Origin of the sequence: Flagellimonas olearia (genome assembly GCF_004150225.1) — a bacterium.
GTDB classification, from domain to species: Bacteria; Bacteroidota; Bacteroidia; order Flavobacteriales; family Flavobacteriaceae; genus Flagellimonas; species Flagellimonas olearia.
This window is the reverse complement of record NZ_ML142913.1, coordinates 16,750-33,638: the sequence shown is the minus strand read 5'-3', so window position 1 is coordinate 33,638 and position 16,889 is coordinate 16,750. Positions and strand designations below refer to the sequence as shown.

At 43.9% G+C, this 16,889-nt stretch carries 15 protein-coding genes; all 15 read left to right on the top strand.

Annotated elements, in window-relative coordinates:
• Positions 1 to 30 precede the first annotated feature (30 nt).
• Complete coding sequence (ruvA, locus tag DN53_RS14725; RefSeq protein ID WP_129655444.1) at positions 31 to 612, top strand: Holliday junction branch migration protein RuvA; 582 nt, start codon at positions 31 to 33, stop codon at positions 610 to 612.
• A 5-nt stretch (positions 613 to 617) separates the two neighbouring features.
• A complete protein-coding gene (gene sov / locus DN53_RS14720; RefSeq protein ID WP_129655442.1) occupies positions 618 to 7,760 on the top strand; it encodes a T9SS outer membrane translocon Sov/SprA in 7,143 nt (2,380 codons plus the stop codon).
• 105 nt (positions 7,761 to 7,865) lie between these two features.
• Positions 7,866 to 8,246, top strand: coding sequence for a glycine cleavage system protein GcvH (gene gcvH, locus DN53_RS14715; protein ID WP_129655440.1), 381 nt, complete (start codon positions 7,866 to 7,868; stop codon positions 8,244 to 8,246).
• On the top strand, positions 8,239 to 8,646 hold the full coding sequence (locus tag DN53_RS14710; RefSeq protein WP_129655438.1) for a VanZ family protein: 408 nt from the start codon (positions 8,239 to 8,241) through the stop codon (positions 8,644 to 8,646). The genes gcvH and DN53_RS14710 overlap by 8 nt, the downstream gene beginning before the upstream one ends.
• Positions 8,647 to 8,698: 52 nt before the next feature.
• Positions 8,699 to 9,403 carry an energy transducer TonB gene (locus DN53_RS14705; protein ID WP_129655437.1) on the top strand — a complete coding sequence of 235 codons (705 nt, stop codon included), beginning with the start codon at positions 8,699 to 8,701 and terminating at the stop codon, positions 9,401 to 9,403.
• 195 nt (positions 9,404 to 9,598) lie between these two features.
• The gene (cyoE, locus tag DN53_RS14700; RefSeq protein ID WP_129655435.1) at positions 9,599 to 10,498 is read left to right on the top strand and encodes a heme o synthase; all 900 of its coding nucleotides are present in this window, start codon (positions 9,599 to 9,601) and stop codon (positions 10,496 to 10,498) included.
• A gap of 6 nt (positions 10,499 to 10,504) precedes the next feature.
• A complete protein-coding gene (locus tag DN53_RS14695; protein WP_129655433.1) occupies positions 10,505 to 11,086 on the top strand; it encodes a cytochrome c oxidase subunit 3 in 582 nt (193 codons plus the stop codon).
• 92 nt (positions 11,087 to 11,178) lie between these two features.
• Positions 11,179 to 12,153 (top strand): cytochrome c oxidase subunit 3, encoded by a 975-nt coding sequence (locus DN53_RS14690; RefSeq protein WP_129655431.1) that lies wholly within the window; start codon positions 11,179 to 11,181, stop codon positions 12,151 to 12,153.
• A gap of 56 nt (positions 12,154 to 12,209) precedes the next feature.
• Positions 12,210 to 12,593: a cytochrome C oxidase subunit IV family protein gene (locus tag DN53_RS14685; protein ID WP_129655429.1), complete on the top strand. Its 384-nt coding sequence runs from the start codon at positions 12,210 to 12,212 to the stop codon at positions 12,591 to 12,593.
• Between the two features lie 71 nt (positions 12,594 to 12,664).
• Positions 12,665 to 13,297, top strand: coding sequence for a hypothetical protein (locus DN53_RS14680; RefSeq protein WP_129655427.1), 633 nt, complete (start codon positions 12,665 to 12,667; stop codon positions 13,295 to 13,297).
• Positions 13,278 to 14,021, top strand: a complete 744-nt coding sequence (locus tag DN53_RS14675) for an SCO family protein (protein WP_129655425.1) — start codon at positions 13,278 to 13,280, stop codon at positions 14,019 to 14,021. The genes DN53_RS14680 and DN53_RS14675 overlap by 20 nt, the downstream gene beginning before the upstream one ends.
• A complete protein-coding gene (locus DN53_RS14670; protein WP_129655423.1) occupies positions 14,018 to 14,548 on the top strand; it encodes a DUF420 domain-containing protein in 531 nt (176 codons plus the stop codon). The genes DN53_RS14675 and DN53_RS14670 overlap by 4 nt, the downstream gene beginning before the upstream one ends.
• A 17-nt stretch (positions 14,549 to 14,565) precedes the next feature.
• A complete protein-coding gene (locus tag DN53_RS14665) occupies positions 14,566 to 14,778 on the top strand; it encodes a hypothetical protein (RefSeq protein ID WP_129655421.1) in 213 nt (70 codons plus the stop codon).
• 176 nt (positions 14,779 to 14,954) lie between these two features.
• Positions 14,955 to 15,656, top strand: coding sequence for an ABC transporter ATP-binding protein (locus DN53_RS14660; protein ID WP_129655419.1), 702 nt, complete (start codon positions 14,955 to 14,957; stop codon positions 15,654 to 15,656).
• Positions 15,649 to 16,878 carry an ABC transporter permease gene (locus DN53_RS14655; RefSeq protein ID WP_129655417.1) on the top strand — a complete coding sequence of 410 codons (1,230 nt, stop codon included), beginning with the start codon at positions 15,649 to 15,651 and terminating at the stop codon, positions 16,876 to 16,878. The genes DN53_RS14660 and DN53_RS14655 overlap by 8 nt, the downstream gene beginning before the upstream one ends.
• The last annotated feature ends 11 nt before the right edge of the window (positions 16,879 to 16,889 follow it).

Here is a 16,889-nt window from a genome sequence, read left to right as displayed (position 1 = left end):
CAAAAAAATGAATAAACCAACGCACCGAATATGATTACCCATTTAAGAGGAAAACTGGTAGAGAAGAATCCAACCTATGTTATTGTGGAATGCAATGGGGTAGGCTATTTTTTGAACATTTCCCTGCATACATTTTCCTTGTTGAAGGACGAGGAGAACATACAATTGTATACCCACCTTTTGATCAAGGAAGATTCCCATACGCTGTTTGGTTTTGTGGAGCGATCGGAGCGTGAGATTTTTAGATTGTTGATTTCCGTTTCCGGCGTGGGTTCCAGTATTGCAAGGACCATGCTATCCTCTTTGTCACCCGCTGAAGTGAGGGATGCCATTGCCAATGGCGAGGTGGCTTCCATACAGGCGGTTAAGGGAATTGGGGCCAAGACGGCCCAAAGGGTGATATTGGACTTGAAGGACAAGATTTTGAAAGTCTACGATATGGGCGAAGTTTCCCTTCCATCAAACAATACAAGTAAAGAAGAAGCGTTATCTGCTTTAGAGGTTCTTGGTTTTACCAGAAGACAATCTGAAAAGGTTGTGGACAAGGTGCTTTCCGAAGATCCTTCACTTAGCGTTGAGAACACTATTAAACAGGCGCTGAAAAATTTGTAACTAGTTTGAAAAGAGGGGCAAAACCAATACTTAAACCAGCCAGTTTTAAGTACATTTTCGTATTCATCTGTTTTTTGGCCGTCACGTCCATGATGGGTCAGGAGGAAACCAATGAACAGGTTCAGGATTCTGTACAGACCGGGGTAGAGCTAGGGAGGCTTATCTTGGAGAACCCCGATAGCATTATTGCCAAATACACCTACGACCCCCAGACCGACCGTTATATCTACACCGAAAGTATAGGGGATTTCAATATCAATTATCCCGTTATCCTCACTCCCGACCAGTATTATGAATTGGTAAGGAAGGAACAAATGCGGTCCTATTTCAAGCAAAAGATTGACGCCTTCACTGGGAAAAAGGAAGGAAGTGAGGAGGCCCGAAAAAATTTATTGCCCAATTTTTATGTGAACAGCAACTTCTTCGAGTCCATCTTTGGGGGGAATACCATCGAAGTTATTCCGCAAGGTTCAGTGGCCATGGATCTTGGGGTGCTCTGGCAAAAGAATGACAATCCGGCCCTTTCGCCCCGTAACCGTACCAATCTTTCATTTGATTTTGACCAACGGATCAGTTTGAGCTTGTTGGGAAAAGTTGGGGAACGTCTCCAAGTGACCGCCAATTACGATACGGAAGCTGTTTTTGATTTTCAAAACTTGGTGAAGTTGGAATATACCCCAACTGAGGACGATATCCTTCGGAAGATTGAAATTGGTAATGTGAACATGCCCTTGAACAGTTCCTTGATCACCGGGGCACAGAGCCTTTTTGGGGTCAAGACCCAATTGCAATTTGGAAAAACCACGGTGACCGCTGTTTTTTCGGAACAGCGATCACAGAACAATACCGTTGTGGCGCAAGGAGGGGGAACACTGAATGAATTCTCGCTTACCGCTTTGGATTATGATGAGGACAAGCACTTTTTCCTCGCTCAATATTTTAGGGACAATTACGATCGTGCCCTTCAAGACTATCCTTTTATTAGGAGCCAAGTACAGATTACCCGATTGGAGGTTTGGGTGACCAACCGTAACCAGCAGACCCTCAATGTGAGGAATGTGGTGGCCCTTCAGGATTTGGGGGAAGCATTGGAAGACAAGACCCGAATCGGCATCAACAATGGAGATCCGGCAGGGTTTTTTAATCCATCGGCCATAGTCACGGGATACCCACAGAATGCAGCCAATGCCTTTGACCCAGCGCAAATTGGGACAGGCGCCTTGACCCAGTCTATTCGCGATATTGCCACGGTGGAAGCAGGTTTCAATGTTCCCGGATATCAAGTGAACCAGGGATTTGACTATGCCATCTTGGAAAATGCCCGAAAATTGGAGCAAGGTAGGGATTACCAGTTCAACTCACAATTGGGATACATTTCCTTGAATCAGCGTTTAAGCAATGATGAGGTATTGGGGGTTGCATTTCAATACACCATCAACGGCCAAGTATACCAAGTAGGGGAGTTTGCCAATGGTGGGGTGGATGCCACAACTGTTTCCGGAGGGGTGAATCCTATTGTCGAGAACAATACCTTGATCCTGAAATTATTGAAGAGTAATATTACCAATGTAGAGGATCCCATTTGGGATTTGATGATGAAGAATATCTATGCTACGGGTGCTTTTCAATTGGATGAGGAAGATTTTAAACTCAATATCCTTTATTCCGATCCCACTCCCAGAAACTATATCACCCCGGTGGACCCCAATGCGGGATGGCCCAATGGTTTGGAAGACCGTATATTGATCAATGTGTTCAACCTGGACCGCTTGAATGTGTACAATGACATTCAGCCCGGAGGGGATGGATTCTTTGACTACGTACCGGGCATTACCGTAGATCCACAGTCTGGACGTATCATCTTTACCAAGGTGGAGCCTTTTGGGGAATACCTTTTTGAGGAGCTGGGGGGTGGAACCTATGATATAGAAAATGATCAAGGTTATAATGCCAACCAGAGACGATACGTGTTCCGTAACATGTATGCCAAAACCAAGGCGGCATCCTTGCAGGATGCGGAAAAGAACCGTTTTCAGATCAAGGGGCGTTACAAGTCGCAAGGGAATAATGGTATTCCAATTGGGGCGTTCAACGTACCCAGAGGTTCGGTCCGGGTAACGGCAGGGGGCAGACAACTTCAGGAAGGAATAGATTATACGGTGAACTACCAAGCCGGAACGGTGCAGATTTTAGATCCCAGTTTGGCCGCTTCCAATACCCCCATTAACATTTCGGTGGAAAACAATGCGGTTTTTGGACAGCAGACCCGTCGATTTGCAGGGGTGAATGTGGAACACCAGTTCAATGAAAAGTTTGTTTTGGGAGGAACTCTTCTCAACCTGAATGAAAGACCCCTAACTCAAAAATCCAACTACGGGGTAGAGCCTGTGAACAATACCATCTTTGGCTTGAATGGAAATTTCAGCACCGAGATTCCATTTTTGACCCGTTTGGCCAATAAGTTGCCCAACATAGATACCGATGTACCTTCCAACCTGTCCTTGCGTGGCGAAGTAGCCTTTTTAAAGCCCAATTCACCCAAGAATGCAGATTTTCAGGGAGAGACCACAACCTATTTGGATGATTTTGAAGGAGCACAGGCCTTGATCGACATTCGTTCCTCTTTGGGATGGACCCTGGCGAGTCCGCCGGTTGAGTTTGTTCAGGACAGGACCGATATTGATGTGGGCTACGAGCGTGCCAAGATGGCTTGGTATACCATCGACCCTATCTTTTATACCAATCAAAGACCATCCGGTTTATCGGACAATGATATTTCCTTGAACTCAACCCGAAGGGTATTCATTGATGAGGTTTTTACCGAAACCGACATTGCCCAAGGCCAGACCCAAGTGCAGAGCACCTTGGACATTGTTTACTACCCCAATCAAAAAGGGCCGTACAATGCCAACCCAAGTTTTGAGACCGAAGGACCGCAGGACAAATGGGCCGGTATCATGCGTCCGTTGAGCAGCACCAATTTTGAGCAATCCAATGTGGAATTTGTCCAATTTTGGGTATTAGATCCCTATGTGGATGGACAGACCGACAACTCCAACGCAGGAGAGCTTGTGTTGAACTTGGGGAATATTTCAGAAGATATTTTGCGTGATGGCCGTAAGCAATATGAAAATGGATTGCCGGCAAGCACCAATAATGAGGTACCCAGACCCACCATGTGGGGACAAGTGCCCTCTACACAATCCTTGGTGTATGCTTTTGATGCCGATGAAGCCAACCGTACCTCACAGGATGTTGGATTGGATGGTTTGAGCGATGCCGAGGAGCAGGCCATATATAATGGTCCAGCAGAAGACCCTGCTTTGGACAACTACCAATACTATTTGAACCGTGAGGGGAATATTTTGGAGCGTTATCTTGATTTCAACAATACGCAAGGTAACTCGCCGGTGGCTGTGACCAATACCAATAGGGGGTCTACTACTTTGCCCGATGTGGAGGACATTGATCGCGATTTGACCATGAACACGGTAAACAGTTACTATGAGTACCGTATCCAGATCAAGCCCAATACCACCATCAACGACCAGTATGTTACGGATATCCGTGAAGGACAGACCCCGACGCTGCCCAATGGAACCCAATTGAATCGAAGATGGATACAGTATAAGATTCCATTGAGTGATTTTACCGATGCAGTTGGAGGGATTACAGATTTTAGGTCTATTAGCTTTATGCGGATGTACCTTACCGGTTTCTCCGATGATGTGGTCATGCGTTTTGCCACTTTGGATTTGGTCCGTGGCGATTGGCGTACCTATACAAGATCGTTGCAGGCAGAAGGAGTGGACAACGACCCTTCCGATGATGGAACGGTAACCGACGTGAACACGGTCAATATTGAAGAAAACTTTGGTCGTCAGCCTATTCCTTATGTATTGCCTCCAGGGGTGGTGCGGGAACAGCTGAACAATAACAACACCATTATCCGTCAGAATGAACAGTCCCTGTCCTTTGTGGTGGAAAATTTGGAGTCTGAAGATTCCCGTGGGGTGTTCAAGAATGTGAATGTGGATGTACGCCAGTATGAACGTATTAAAATGTTCATGCACGCCGAAAAGATAATGAATGGGGACTATTCAGATAGTGATACCCCATTGGTGGGATTTCTTCGGATTGGAACGGATTTCTCCGAGAACTACTATCAGGTGGAACTTCCATTACAGTTTACCCCTTTCAATGTGACATCGGCAGAGGAGATTTGGCCCGATGTCAACCAGATAGATATTGCCTTGAATGATTTGAACAAGGTAAAATCCAAAGGGATAGCGGAACAGACCCTGAACGAAACCAACTATTATGAGATTGTGGATGGCGAAGCCATTCCTGTGGATGAGTTTGCCCCCCGTACGTTGGGAACGGTACGAATTGGAATTCGCGGTAACCCTTCCTTGGGAAGTATCCGTGGGATGATGGTAGGGATAAAGAACATTGACGACCTTCCGGCAAGGGGAGAGGTATGGTTCAACGAATTGCGCCTTGTGGGCTTGGACAATAAGGGTGGTTGGGCCGCTATTGTGGCCATGGACGCCAATATGGCCGATTTTGCCAACGTGTCCGTTACCGGGAGCAAGAGTACTTCAGGTTTTGGTTCCATAGACCAAATGCCCAATGAACGCTCCAGGGAAGATGCGGTTTCCTATGATATGGTCACCAATGTGAATGCGGGACAATTGTTGCCCAAAAAGTGGAACCTGCAAGTGCCGTTCAATTATGGGGTTTCGGAGACCTTGATCACACCGGAGTTTGATCCTGTTTATGACGATTTAAAATTGGACGACCGTATCGCGGCGGCAGCTACGCAGGAAGATGCCGAAACCATCCAAGAGCAGGCCGAGGATTATACCAAGCGTACCAGTTTCAACCTGATCGGGGTAAGAAAAAATAGGGGAGAAGAAGCCAAAGAGAACTTTTTTGATATAGAAAACTTCACCTTTAATTATTCGTATAACGAAACCAGCCATCGGGATTTTGAGATTGCCGATCTAAAGGATCAGAATGTGAACACGGGCTTTGTATACAATCACAATTTTAAGCCAGCCCCTGTGGCACCATTCGCCAAAAAGGATTCTTTGCTTACCGGAAGGTATTGGAAATGGCTCAAGGATTTGAACTTGAATGTACTGCCTACCAGCATGTCCGTGAATGCCAATATCAACAGGGCTTTCAACCAGCAACGGTTCAGGGATGTACTGGAGCCAGGGGTGGATGCCTTGCAATTGCCCTTGTTGCAACAGCGCAACTATCTGTTCAATTGGCAATATGCCCTCAACTATAGTATCTCCAAGTCCCTACGTCTGAATTTGACGGCCTCCAATAATAATATTGTACGGAATTACTTCAATGTGGATGACGACACGGATTCCGGTATCAACCAGGCCTTGGATCTGTGGGACGGCTTTTTCGACATTGGGGAGCCCAATCGTCATGCCCAGCAGATGCAGTTGAACTACGAATTGCCTTTTAGCAAGTTCCCGTTCCTTGATTTTATCAATGCCCAATACACCTACACCAGTAATTTTGATTGGCAAAGGGGAGGCGATGCGCTCAATGAAGTGGCCGGTCAGGACATTAATACGGTGCAGAATGCCAGTACCCATAATATAACGGGTAACCTGACCATGCAACGTTTCTACGACTTTTTGGGGTTGAAGAAGCGGAGTGGTAAGGTAACTGCCGCCCAAGCGCCTGTACGAAGGGACAAAGCGGGTAATCCTGCCACTGATTCTGAAAACAATGCGCCCAAGAAGACCGGAAAAGGCTTCAATACCTTGGTGGATATTGTGACCATGGTGAAGCGTGTCAATATAAATTATACCGAGAACAGGGGGAAAATGCTGCCGGGATATACCCAAAGTATTGGATTTATCGGTACAGCAAGACCTTCCATAGGATTTGTGTTCGGTAGTCAGGCCGATGTGCGATACGAGGCCGCCCGAAAAGGTTGGTTGACCACCTTTCCGGAGTTCAATACCCAGTTTATGCAGAACTCCACCAAACAATTGAACATTACTGCAACGGCTCAGCCCACCCAAGACTTGACCATAGACATTACGGCCGATAGGCAGATATCCAATAGCTATCAGGAAACCTTTAAGGTGAACGACCTTGGCGGAGGACAGTTTGAATATGAGACCTTGTTGGGCAACAATTATGGAAATTTCAGTATTTCCACCATAATGATCGGTACCATATTCAACAAGAGTGATGAGTTTGATTCGGAAACTTTTGAACAGTTCAAACAGAATAGGATTACCGTTGCCAATAGATTGGTTTCCGACCGTGGTGAAAACCCAGGTACTTTGGATGATGATGGATTCCCGGAACGTTACGGGAAGACCCAGCAAGAAGTATTGTTGCCGGCTTTCTTTGCGGCCTATACCGGACAGGATGTGAACCGGGTAAATTTGGATGCATTCCGCCAGATACCAATCCCCAACTGGAACCTCAAGTATACCGGATTGATGAAAAACCGTTGGTTTAGGAAGAAGTTCAAACGTTTCTCTTTGAGCCATGGATACCGTGCGGCCTATAGTATCAACTCCTTCCAGACCAATTTGGCGCGGGAGCAATTGATCAAGGATGGCCTGCCTGCCATAAATGTGGAGAATGATGATGCGCTTCCCGAGAATATTATCAATAATGTGGTGTTGACGGACCAGTTCAACCCCCTGATGCGTATGGATTTTGAAATGCAGAATTCCTTTAGCTTTTTGGCCGAGGTGAGAACGGACAGGACCCTTTCCTTGAGTTTTGACAATAACTTGATGACCGAGATCAATGGAAAGGAATATACCCTTGGATTGGGCTACCGGTTCAAGGATGTAAAAATGGTGACCAACATTGGCGGGGAAAAAACCCGACTCAAGGGCGACCTTAATTTAAAATTCGATCTTACCCTAAGGGATAATATTACCATCATCAGAAATTTGGATATTGATAATAACCAAATCACATCGGGCCAAAATTTAATGTCCATTAAGTTTACTGCCGATTACGCTTTGAGCAAGAATTTCAATGCTCTTTTCTTTTACGATCATTCCTTCTCAAAGTTTGCCGTGTCAACAGCTTTTCCCCAGACAACGATCAATACCGGGTTTACCTTGCGCTACAACTTCGGAAACTAGGTTTTGGAAGGATTGGGGATTGTTGAATTTTGTTTGGTGGATTTTTTGAAAACCTATCCACAATCCGTTACATTTGTCCATCGACTAATTCAAACGTAAACGCAAATGGACATACCTTCTGAACTAAAGTACACCAAGGACCATGAATGGGTCAAAATAGATGGCGATATCGCCACGGTTGGAATCACGGATTTTGCCCAAAGTGAGTTGGGGGATATTGTATATGTAGAGGTGGAGACACTGGATGAAACCTTGGATAAAGAAGAGGTTTTTGGTTCTGTTGAAGCCGTAAAGACGGTATCCGATCTGTTCTTGCCCCTAAGTGGTGAGATCATTGAGTTCAATGAAGCCTTGGAAGATGAGCCAGAAAAGGTCAATACCGATCCTTACGGGGAAGGCTGGATGATCAAAATTAAAATGAGCGATGCCTCTGAGGTTGATGGTCTAATGGGTGCTGATGATTACAAGGCATTGATAGGTGCATAGAAAATACGGATATACCTTATTATTTATAGGCTGGGTGCTGTTCATAACGGCACTCAGCTTATTTTCTTTTTCAGAAATGGATTTGGATGAAGGGGGATGGAACATTCCCTATGCCGACAAGATTACCCATTTTATCTTTTATCTTGTTTTTGGAATGCTGGGGTGTCTTTTTGTAAGAGAAAGAACAAAGGGACAAATGGAGTTGGTCAAGGCAAGTAGGCTTATTTTTCTTGTAGCCGTGGCCTATGGCATAGGTATTGAGGTATTACAATATACCTTGACTACCGATCGTATGGCCGAATTTGGCGATGTTTTGGCCAATACTTTTGGAGCATTTGTAGGAATAAGCCTAGTTAGGTGGTCTTTTTCTAAGGAAAGGCCGTTAAAATGGAAATTTTAATTGTTTATTTAACCAATTAATAATTAAATTAGCAAACACTAAAATCAAAGAGATGGAACTAAAAAAGAATCCAAAAGCGGACGTAGGAAGAAACAGCTCACTCTATTTTGTGGTAGGGTTGGCCGCTGTTTTGGGGTTGGTTTATGGAGCCATGGAGTGGAAAAAATATGACAAGGTCAATGATTACGACATTTCAATGAATGTTGAAGATCAGTTGGACGAAGAAGTGCCAATGACCGAGCAAATCAAGACTCCCCCACCACCACCGCCACCTGCTGCGCCAGAGGTAATTGAAGTTGTTGAAGATGAGGAAGAAGTGGAAGAGACCGTTATCGAGTCCACTGAAACCAGTCAGGAAGAAGAAGTTGTAGAAATTGAAGAAGTTGAGGTTGAAGAGGTTGAAGAAGATATTTCGGTTCCATTTGCCGTGATTGAAGATGTTCCCGTTTTCCCAGGTTGTGAAAGCGCCAGCGATAAAAAAGCTTGTTTCCAGGAAAAAATGCAGGCTCACATCCGTAAGAACTTCCGTTACCCAGAAATTGCCCAAGAAATGGGAGTTCAAGGTAGGGTTAACGTTATTTTCGTAATCCAAAAAGATGGAAGTATCGGTAACATCAGAATGCGTGGACCGGACAAAAACTTGGAGGCTGAGGCATTGAGAATCATTGAGAAATTGCCTAAAATGACCCCCGGAAAACAAAGAGGTAGAGCGGTAAAAGTTCCTTTTAGTATTCCAATTACGTTCAAATTGCAGTAAAAAGCATATATATCCCTGCTGAGGCAGGGGTGGAAAAAGCCCTGATGGTAAAACCTCAGGGCTTTTTTTTGTTTCAAAAATATAGTAGGGTGGCTTTTATGTGATGTATTAACATTTCCAAAACAGTATAAAGACCATCAATAGGTTGGAAAAGAAGCCTCTCAGCACTATCTTTGCCAGCCAATAAATTTGTGGATGAAGTCTGCTGTAGGTTCCGTAAAAAACACATCGCTGTCCGTAATTCTTTCTGATTTCAAGGAGATTACCAAGGCCAAGCTGGCGGTCAGTGTGGTTTTTTCTTCCATTGCGGGATATTTTTTAGGGGCCTATGAGCTAAGCTTGGTTTCCCTATTGTTGCTCACTTTTGGTGGATACTGTATGGTTGGGGCCTCCAATGCCTACAATCAAATTATAGAAAAGGATTTGGATGCGTTGATGAACCGAACTAAAAATCGTCCAATTCCTTCGGGTCGGATGTCGGTTAAAACCGCTTTGGCCGTTGCCATTACATTAACGGTTCTGGGCGTTTTGGCCTTATTTGCGTTAAGTCCAAAAACGGCCATGTTCGGGGCCATTTCAATTTTTTTGTACACCAGTGTTTATACCCCATTGAAGACCAAGACCCCTTTGTCTGTTTTTGTTGGGGCCTTTCCGGGAGCCATTCCCTTTATGTTGGGATGGGTGGCGGCCACAGATGATTTTGGCATTGAGCCGGGAACGTTGTTCATGATACAATTTTTTTGGCAGTTTCCCCATTTTTGGGCCTTGGGTTGGATGTTGGATGAAGATTATAAAAAGGCAGGATTTAAAATGTTGCCCACTGGGAAAAAGGATAAGGGGACAGCCCTGCAAATAATACTGTATACAATCTGGATGATGGTCATTTCCATTGTGCCTGTTTTTGGGTTTACGGGAAGGTTGACGCTTTCTGTAACTGGAGCCGTATTGGTATTTGTATTTGGATTGGTCATGCTCTTTTTTGCCTTGAGATTGTATGAAAAACGCGACAATGCAACAGCAAGAAAACTGATGTTGGCCAGTGTCACCTATATATCGTTGATTCAAATCGTATATGTTGCAGATAAATTTATTTAGAAAAGGATGGATTTAACCCAAGGAACAGCAGTGGAGAAAAACCGGAGGGCAAAGAAAATGATGCTCTGGTTCGGAATAGTAAGTTTGATCATGGGATTTGCTGGTTGGACCAGTGCCTATATTGTCAGTAGCAAAAGGGACGATTGGATCAGTGATCTGGAACTCCCGCAGGCATTTTTTGTCAGCACGGCCATTATAATTTTAAGTAGTATCACCTATTTCATAGCCCAGAAAGCAGTTGAAAAGAACAATCAGAAGTTGGGAACTATTTTGTTGTTCGTGACCTTGTTCTTTGGCATTTCATTTATCGTATTGCAGTTCATGGGATTTTCTCAAATGCTGGAGCACGGGTATTATTTTACCGGCCCTACGAGCAGCATTAAAATGTCCTATGTGTTTTTGATCGCGGCAGTGCATATTGTGCATGTTGTGGCAGGTCTTATCTCCTTGTTGGTGGTGTTGGTGCAGCAATTGCGAGGTAAATACAGTCCCGAAAATATGTTGGGTCTGGAATTGGGTGCCACCTTCTGGCATTTCTTGGATTTTCTATGGGTGTATTTAATACTATTTATGTATTTCGTGAAATAAATTCTGAATGGAGCAGTTTTCATTCAACTTTATCTTTTTGAATACACCAAAAGGTGTAAATTTGTGAAAGTTTTAATAAACCGACTTTTTTTATGGATGCAACGGTGACTACCGGTACGGAAGAAAGTGTTTGGGGAGGCGGAAATCGTCCCTTGGGTGCTAGCTACGGAAAAATGATGATGTGGTTTTTTATTGTCTCTGATGCCTTGACCTTTTCCGGGTTCTTGGTGTCTTATGGCTTTTCTAGGTTCAAGTTCATTGAAACTTGGCCCATTGCCGATGAGGTGTTTACCCACGTTCCCTTTTTCCACGGAAACTATCCCATGTACTACGTGGCCTTTATGACCTTTATTTTGATCATGTCCTCTGTGACCATGGTACTTGCCGTGGATGCGGGGCACAAAATGATGCAGAAAAAAGTGATTCTTTATATGTTCCTTACCATTATAGGTGGGGCCATCTTCGTTGGTTCACAGGCTTGGGAATGGGCAACCTTTATCAAGGGAGACCATGGAGCATTGGAAACCAAGGGAGGTAGAATATTGCAGTTTGTCAATGCGGAGACCGGACAACGGGCTTCATTGGCCGATTTCTCCAAGACCTTGCCCGAGGAAAGGGTAAAGCATGAAAGCAGCAAAGGTATTTGGTTTGAAAAAGAGGGTTCACAAACCTCATTCTCCTTGAATGAAGTGGTGGAAGGCTTTAAGGCTACCCCGAATATCCTTATCCGTACGGAGACCATTACCGAAGAAGGACATAAGACCGTATTGAATCGGGAGGAATCCTTGGCAAAATTAAAAGATGCCGTTTTGGTAGTGGAAGGAGCCAATCTTATCCATAATGAATATGGAAGCAGGCTTTTTGCCGATTTCTTCTTCTTTATAACAGGGTTCCACGGATTCCACGTATTTTCAGGTGTGGTCATCAACGTAATCATCTTCTTTAATGTCATCCTGGGAACTTACGAGCGTAGAGGCCATTATGAAATGGTGGAGAAGGTTGGATTGTACTGGCACTTTGTAGATTTGGTGTGGGTATTCGTATTTACATTCTTTTATTTGGTTTAAAATTGGATTTCGATTCCGGATACATCGGGAATCATAAGCATATAGTATAAAATAGCATGGCACACGATCATAAACTTGAGATATTTAGAGGAACATTGAAGTTCAAATCCAACGTCCAAAAGATTTGGGGCGTTCTTATCTTCCTTTCCCTAGTAACGGCAGTGGAAGTTGCCTTGGGTATCACCAAGCCAAGAGTATTGACCCATAACTTCTTTTTGGGCATGAAGTTGCTCAACTGGATATTCATTATCCTGACCTTGGTAAAGGCGTATTACATTGCATGGGATTTTATGCACTTGCGTGATGAAAAGAAAGCCTTGAGAAGATCCATTGTATGGACCCCAATATTTTTGGTCTGTTATTTGATCTTCATTCTCCTTTTTGAGGCAGATTACATCTATAATGTTTATAAGGATGGTTTCTTGGCCTGGAATTTCTAAAGGAAAGTATTAACAAGATTAAAAGACGGTTTTTCAACCGTCTTTTTTATTTTTGTAAGGTTTTGTTCCCTATGAAAAAGACGTTTGTTTTAGTGGTTTTGTTTGTACTCCCTTTGGTGGCGTATCTATTTTTTGCATCTGGGGTGAACAACTTCGGAAAACTTCCGGTTTTAACGGAGAATATCCCTGATATTTCCCAATTGGACCATGCATTGAGCCTGGATGGAAAGATTACCATTCTGGGTTTCATGGGGAGCAACATTCAGCAGAAAAAGGGAAATGCCTTTAACCTCAATCAGAAAATCTACAAACGGTTCGGGGATTTCAATGACTTTCAGATGGTCATGGTGGTGGAAGATGGACATCAAGAAGATGCCGAACTTCTTAAAAAGGAACTAGGGGAACTTTCCAATGCCGACAAATGGCACTTTGCCTTTGGGGATGGGGATGAGATCAAAACGTTTTTTGCCCAACTGAAGACCGATGTGAATTTGGATGATGACCTATCCACTCCCTATGTTTTTATCGTTGATAAAGACCGCAACCTCAGGGGAAGGAAAGATGATGAGGATGATGGGGTAAAATACGGCTTTAACACCACCTCAGTGGCGGAGCTCAACAACAAGATGGAAGATGATGTCAAGATTATCTTGGCCGAATATAGATTAGCGTTAAAGAACAACGATGCCAACAGGAGCAAATAGTAAAAAGAAATACACCTACGTCTGGGTGTCCGCGGTTATTCTGGTTTTTGGGATTTTTGCGGTATATGAGATCACAAAGAGGCTTAAGGAGGGAACCGTGGTGGAGAAAGACCGGATGAACATGGGATTCCAGCAAAAACAGGTAGGTTTTATATTGAATAATGGGAAGAAACGAAAAGTACCCGCTTTTTCCTTTTTGAATCAAGATAGTGTGCTGGTCACGGATAAGGACTATTTGGGTAAGGTCTACGTGGTCGAATTTTTCTTTACCACTTGTCCTACCATATGCCCGGTGATGACCAAAAATTTGGTGTCATTGCAAAACACCTTTCAAAATGATGAGGGTTTTGGAGTGGCTTCTTTTACAATCAACCCAAGGTACGATACGCCATCCGTGCTAAATAACTATGCGAAGAAGTATAATATCGTGGACAAGGATTGGCATTTGTTGACCGGCGATAGGGATGAAATTTACAATTTGGCCCAAGAAGGGTTCTATATTGTGGCCAATGAAGTGGAGGATGCCCCGGGTGGTTTTGAGCACTCTGGAATGTTCGCATTGGTCGACAAAAATGGGTATATTCGTTCTCGCCAAGATGAGCATGGAAACCCTCTGATCTATTACAGGGGAACCGTGACCGAGGAACAAGGGGTCAATGCGGAGGGGGAACCCCAGCAGATTACCATATTAAAAGAGGACATTAAAAAATTATTGGCAGAATGATCGACGAAGTTTCTTTAAGGGAAAAACGGTTCAATAAATGGATTACGGTGATATCAGTGGCCATACCTTTGGTAGTGGCCTTGTTGTTCGGTTACAAGATACCCAATGCAGAGCCTCTATCTTTTTTACCGCCCATTTACGCCACGATAAATGGAATAACCGCTGTTCTATTGGTGATTGCGGTAGTGGCCATTAAAAATGGTAAAAGAGGGATTCACCAAAAATTGATGACGACTTGTATTGCATTGTCCGCACTGTTCTTGGTGATGTATGTGGCATACCATATGACATCGGAAACCACGATTTATGGTGGTGAGGGCAGCATAAAATACATCTATTACTTTATTCTGTTGACCCATATTGTACTTTCCATATCGGTGATTCCTTTGGTTCTGATCACCTATTCCAAGGTATATTTAAACGACTTTCAAAGCCATAGACTGTGGGCCAAATATACATTTCCCATTTGGCTGTATGTGGCAGTGACCGGGGTTGTTGTATACATCATGATTTCCCCCTACTATTAATATTGAATATACCGAGAATGAGGATCAAGCTTCTACTATTGTTACTTGTTTTGTTGATTTTGCCCAATGTTGCGGAGGCCCAATGTGCCATGTGCCGTGCGGTAGTGGAAAGCGAAGCTGATGGTAAGACCGCAGAGGGAATCAATAATGGAATTGTGTACCTTATGGCCATCCCATATGTGTTGGTGGCAGGTCTTGGCTATTTTGTCTACCGTAAAATGCGAGGGTAAAAAATCTGATTTACCCCAAATTTTTCCTATTGCCAATATCGATACCTGAGTTTTCGGGAGATGGAAATCCTTGTTATCAATTATTTAACAAAAAATTTCAATCATTCTTGTAACAATTCAGCAATTTGTATGTCTTACATACAGAAGTTGATATTGGATAGCTAACATCACCAATTATGATTGAAATCAAGGATCTTCACAAGTCCTATAAAATGGGGAGCAATTCCCTACATGTTTTAAAAGGAATCAATTTTAAAGTGGAAGAAGGCGAACTGGTGGCCATTATGGGGTCTTCAGGATCTGGAAAATCCACACTCTTGAACATATTAGGGATGTTGGATGGTGCCGATTCTGGGGAATATACTTTGGATGGGGTCCCGATCAAGAACCTGAGCGAGACCAAAGCGGCCCAGTATAGAAACAAGTTTTTGGGATTTATTTTCCAATCTTTCAATCTCATCAATTACAAAAGTGCCTTGGAAAACGTGGCACTGCCACTATACTACCAAAAAGTTCCCAGGAAAGAGCGTCAGGAAAAGGCGATGCAATACTTGGAGAAAGTGGGGCTCAAACCTTGGGCCCACCATTTGCCCAGCGAATTGTCCGGTGGTCAAAAGCAGCGGGTGGCCATTGCCCGCGCCATGGCGGCCGAACCCAAAGTATTGTTGGCAGATGAGCCTACCGGGGCTTTGGACAGTAAAACTTCCTATGAGGTCATGGACTTGATCCAACAGATCAATGACGAGGGGAATACCATTTTGGTGGTTACCCACGAAGAAGATATCGCACATATGTGCAAACGTATTGTACACCTTAAAGATGGGGTGATCGTGGAGGACAAAAAGATAGAACAGGTAAGAGCGGCACAATATGTTTGATCGAGACGTCTGGCAAGAAATATTCAATACCATAAAGACCAATAAGCTCAGGACATTTTTGACGGGTTTTTCGGTAGGATGGGCCATCTTTATCTTGGTAATGCTCTTGGCTTCCGTAAATGGCATGCAAAACGGGTTTTTGGGTCAGTTCAATGACGATGCCACCAATACCATTTTTATTCGCCCCGGGACTACCTCAAAAGCTTATGGCGGGTTCGAGGCAGGGAGACGTATCCAATTAAAAAATGAAGATCTGGAGTATGTCAAGCAAAGTTTTGCCGATGATATTGAATACCTAAGCGCTAGGTATTATGCCAATGTCACGGCTCGATATAAAAGTGAAACCGGTTCTTACAACGTGCAAGCCACCCATCCGGACCATCAGGCTATTGAAAAGACCCTGATCATGTCCGGAAGATATTTCAACGAAGCCGACCTCATAAACAAAGCCAAGGTGGTGGTGATCGGACGAAAAGTGGCTGAAGATCTTTTTAAGAAAGAAGACCCCCTTGGAAAATTTGTGGAACTCAATAATCTGTCCTTTCGGGTTATAGGGGTGTTTACAGATGATGGGGACGACAACGCCGAACGCGGAATCTATGCCCCGGTGAGCACATATCAACGTATTTACGGGAACACCAACAATATCAATGTGATAGCGCTTACCTACAATCCCACCTATGATTTGGCCAAGGCGTTGGAATTTTCCGGAAAACTGGAGGATGTCATGAAAAGAAGACACAAAATAGACCCTGAGGACCAAGCAGGATTGTATGTTTGGAACTATGCGGAAGCCTTTGATAACATCAGCAGTTTTACGGCTGTTTTAAGAGGTATTGGTATTGGGGTTGGCTTCCTTATTCTGGTTGCGGGTATTGTGGGGATAGGAAATATCATGGTGTTTACGATTAAGGAGCGCACCAAGGAAATAGGAGTACGGAAAGCACTGGGGGCAAGACCTAGACAGATTATAAACTTGGTGCTTTTGGAGTCTATTTTCATTACCACATTATCTGGATTTATCGGATTGGTATTTGCTTGGGTGATATTGGCTGCGGTTGGCCCCATGTTTCAGACCCCGGCTTTTAGCAATCCCTCGGTAAATGCATCCACGGTCATTACGGCGACCATTATTTTAATTGTTGCGGGTGTTTTGGCGGGTCTTATACCGGCCATGAAAGCCGCCAATGTTAAACCCATTGTAGCACTAAGTGATAAATAGGTATGTGGTTA

Coding starts and splice junctions, on each gene's coding strand:
- DN53_RS14670 (WP_129655423.1), top strand. CDS start 14,018: ATGATCGACGAAGTTTCTTTAAGGGAAAAACGGTTCAATAAATGGATT.
- gcvH (WP_129655440.1), top strand. CDS start 7,866: ATGGACATACCTTCTGAACTAAAGTACACCAAGGACCATGAATGGGTC.
- cyoE (WP_129655435.1), top strand. CDS start 9,599: ATGAAGTCTGCTGTAGGTTCCGTAAAAAACACATCGCTGTCCGTAATT.
- DN53_RS14675 (WP_129655425.1), top strand. CDS start 13,278: ATGCCAACAGGAGCAAATAGTAAAAAGAAATACACCTACGTCTGGGTG.
- DN53_RS14665 (WP_129655421.1), top strand. CDS start 14,566: ATGAGGATCAAGCTTCTACTATTGTTACTTGTTTTGTTGATTTTGCCC.
- DN53_RS14705 (WP_129655437.1), top strand. CDS start 8,699: ATGGAACTAAAAAAGAATCCAAAAGCGGACGTAGGAAGAAACAGCTCA.
- ruvA (WP_129655444.1), top strand. CDS start 31: ATGATTACCCATTTAAGAGGAAAACTGGTAGAGAAGAATCCAACCTAT.
- DN53_RS14685 (WP_129655429.1), top strand. CDS start 12,210: ATGGCACACGATCATAAACTTGAGATATTTAGAGGAACATTGAAGTTC.
- DN53_RS14680 (WP_129655427.1), top strand. CDS start 12,665: ATGAAAAAGACGTTTGTTTTAGTGGTTTTGTTTGTACTCCCTTTGGTG.
- DN53_RS14690 (WP_129655431.1), top strand. CDS start 11,179: ATGGATGCAACGGTGACTACCGGTACGGAAGAAAGTGTTTGGGGAGGC.
- DN53_RS14655 (WP_129655417.1), top strand. CDS start 15,649: ATGTTTGATCGAGACGTCTGGCAAGAAATATTCAATACCATAAAGACC.
- DN53_RS14695 (WP_129655433.1), top strand. CDS start 10,505: ATGGATTTAACCCAAGGAACAGCAGTGGAGAAAAACCGGAGGGCAAAG.
- DN53_RS14660 (WP_129655419.1), top strand. CDS start 14,955: ATGATTGAAATCAAGGATCTTCACAAGTCCTATAAAATGGGGAGCAAT.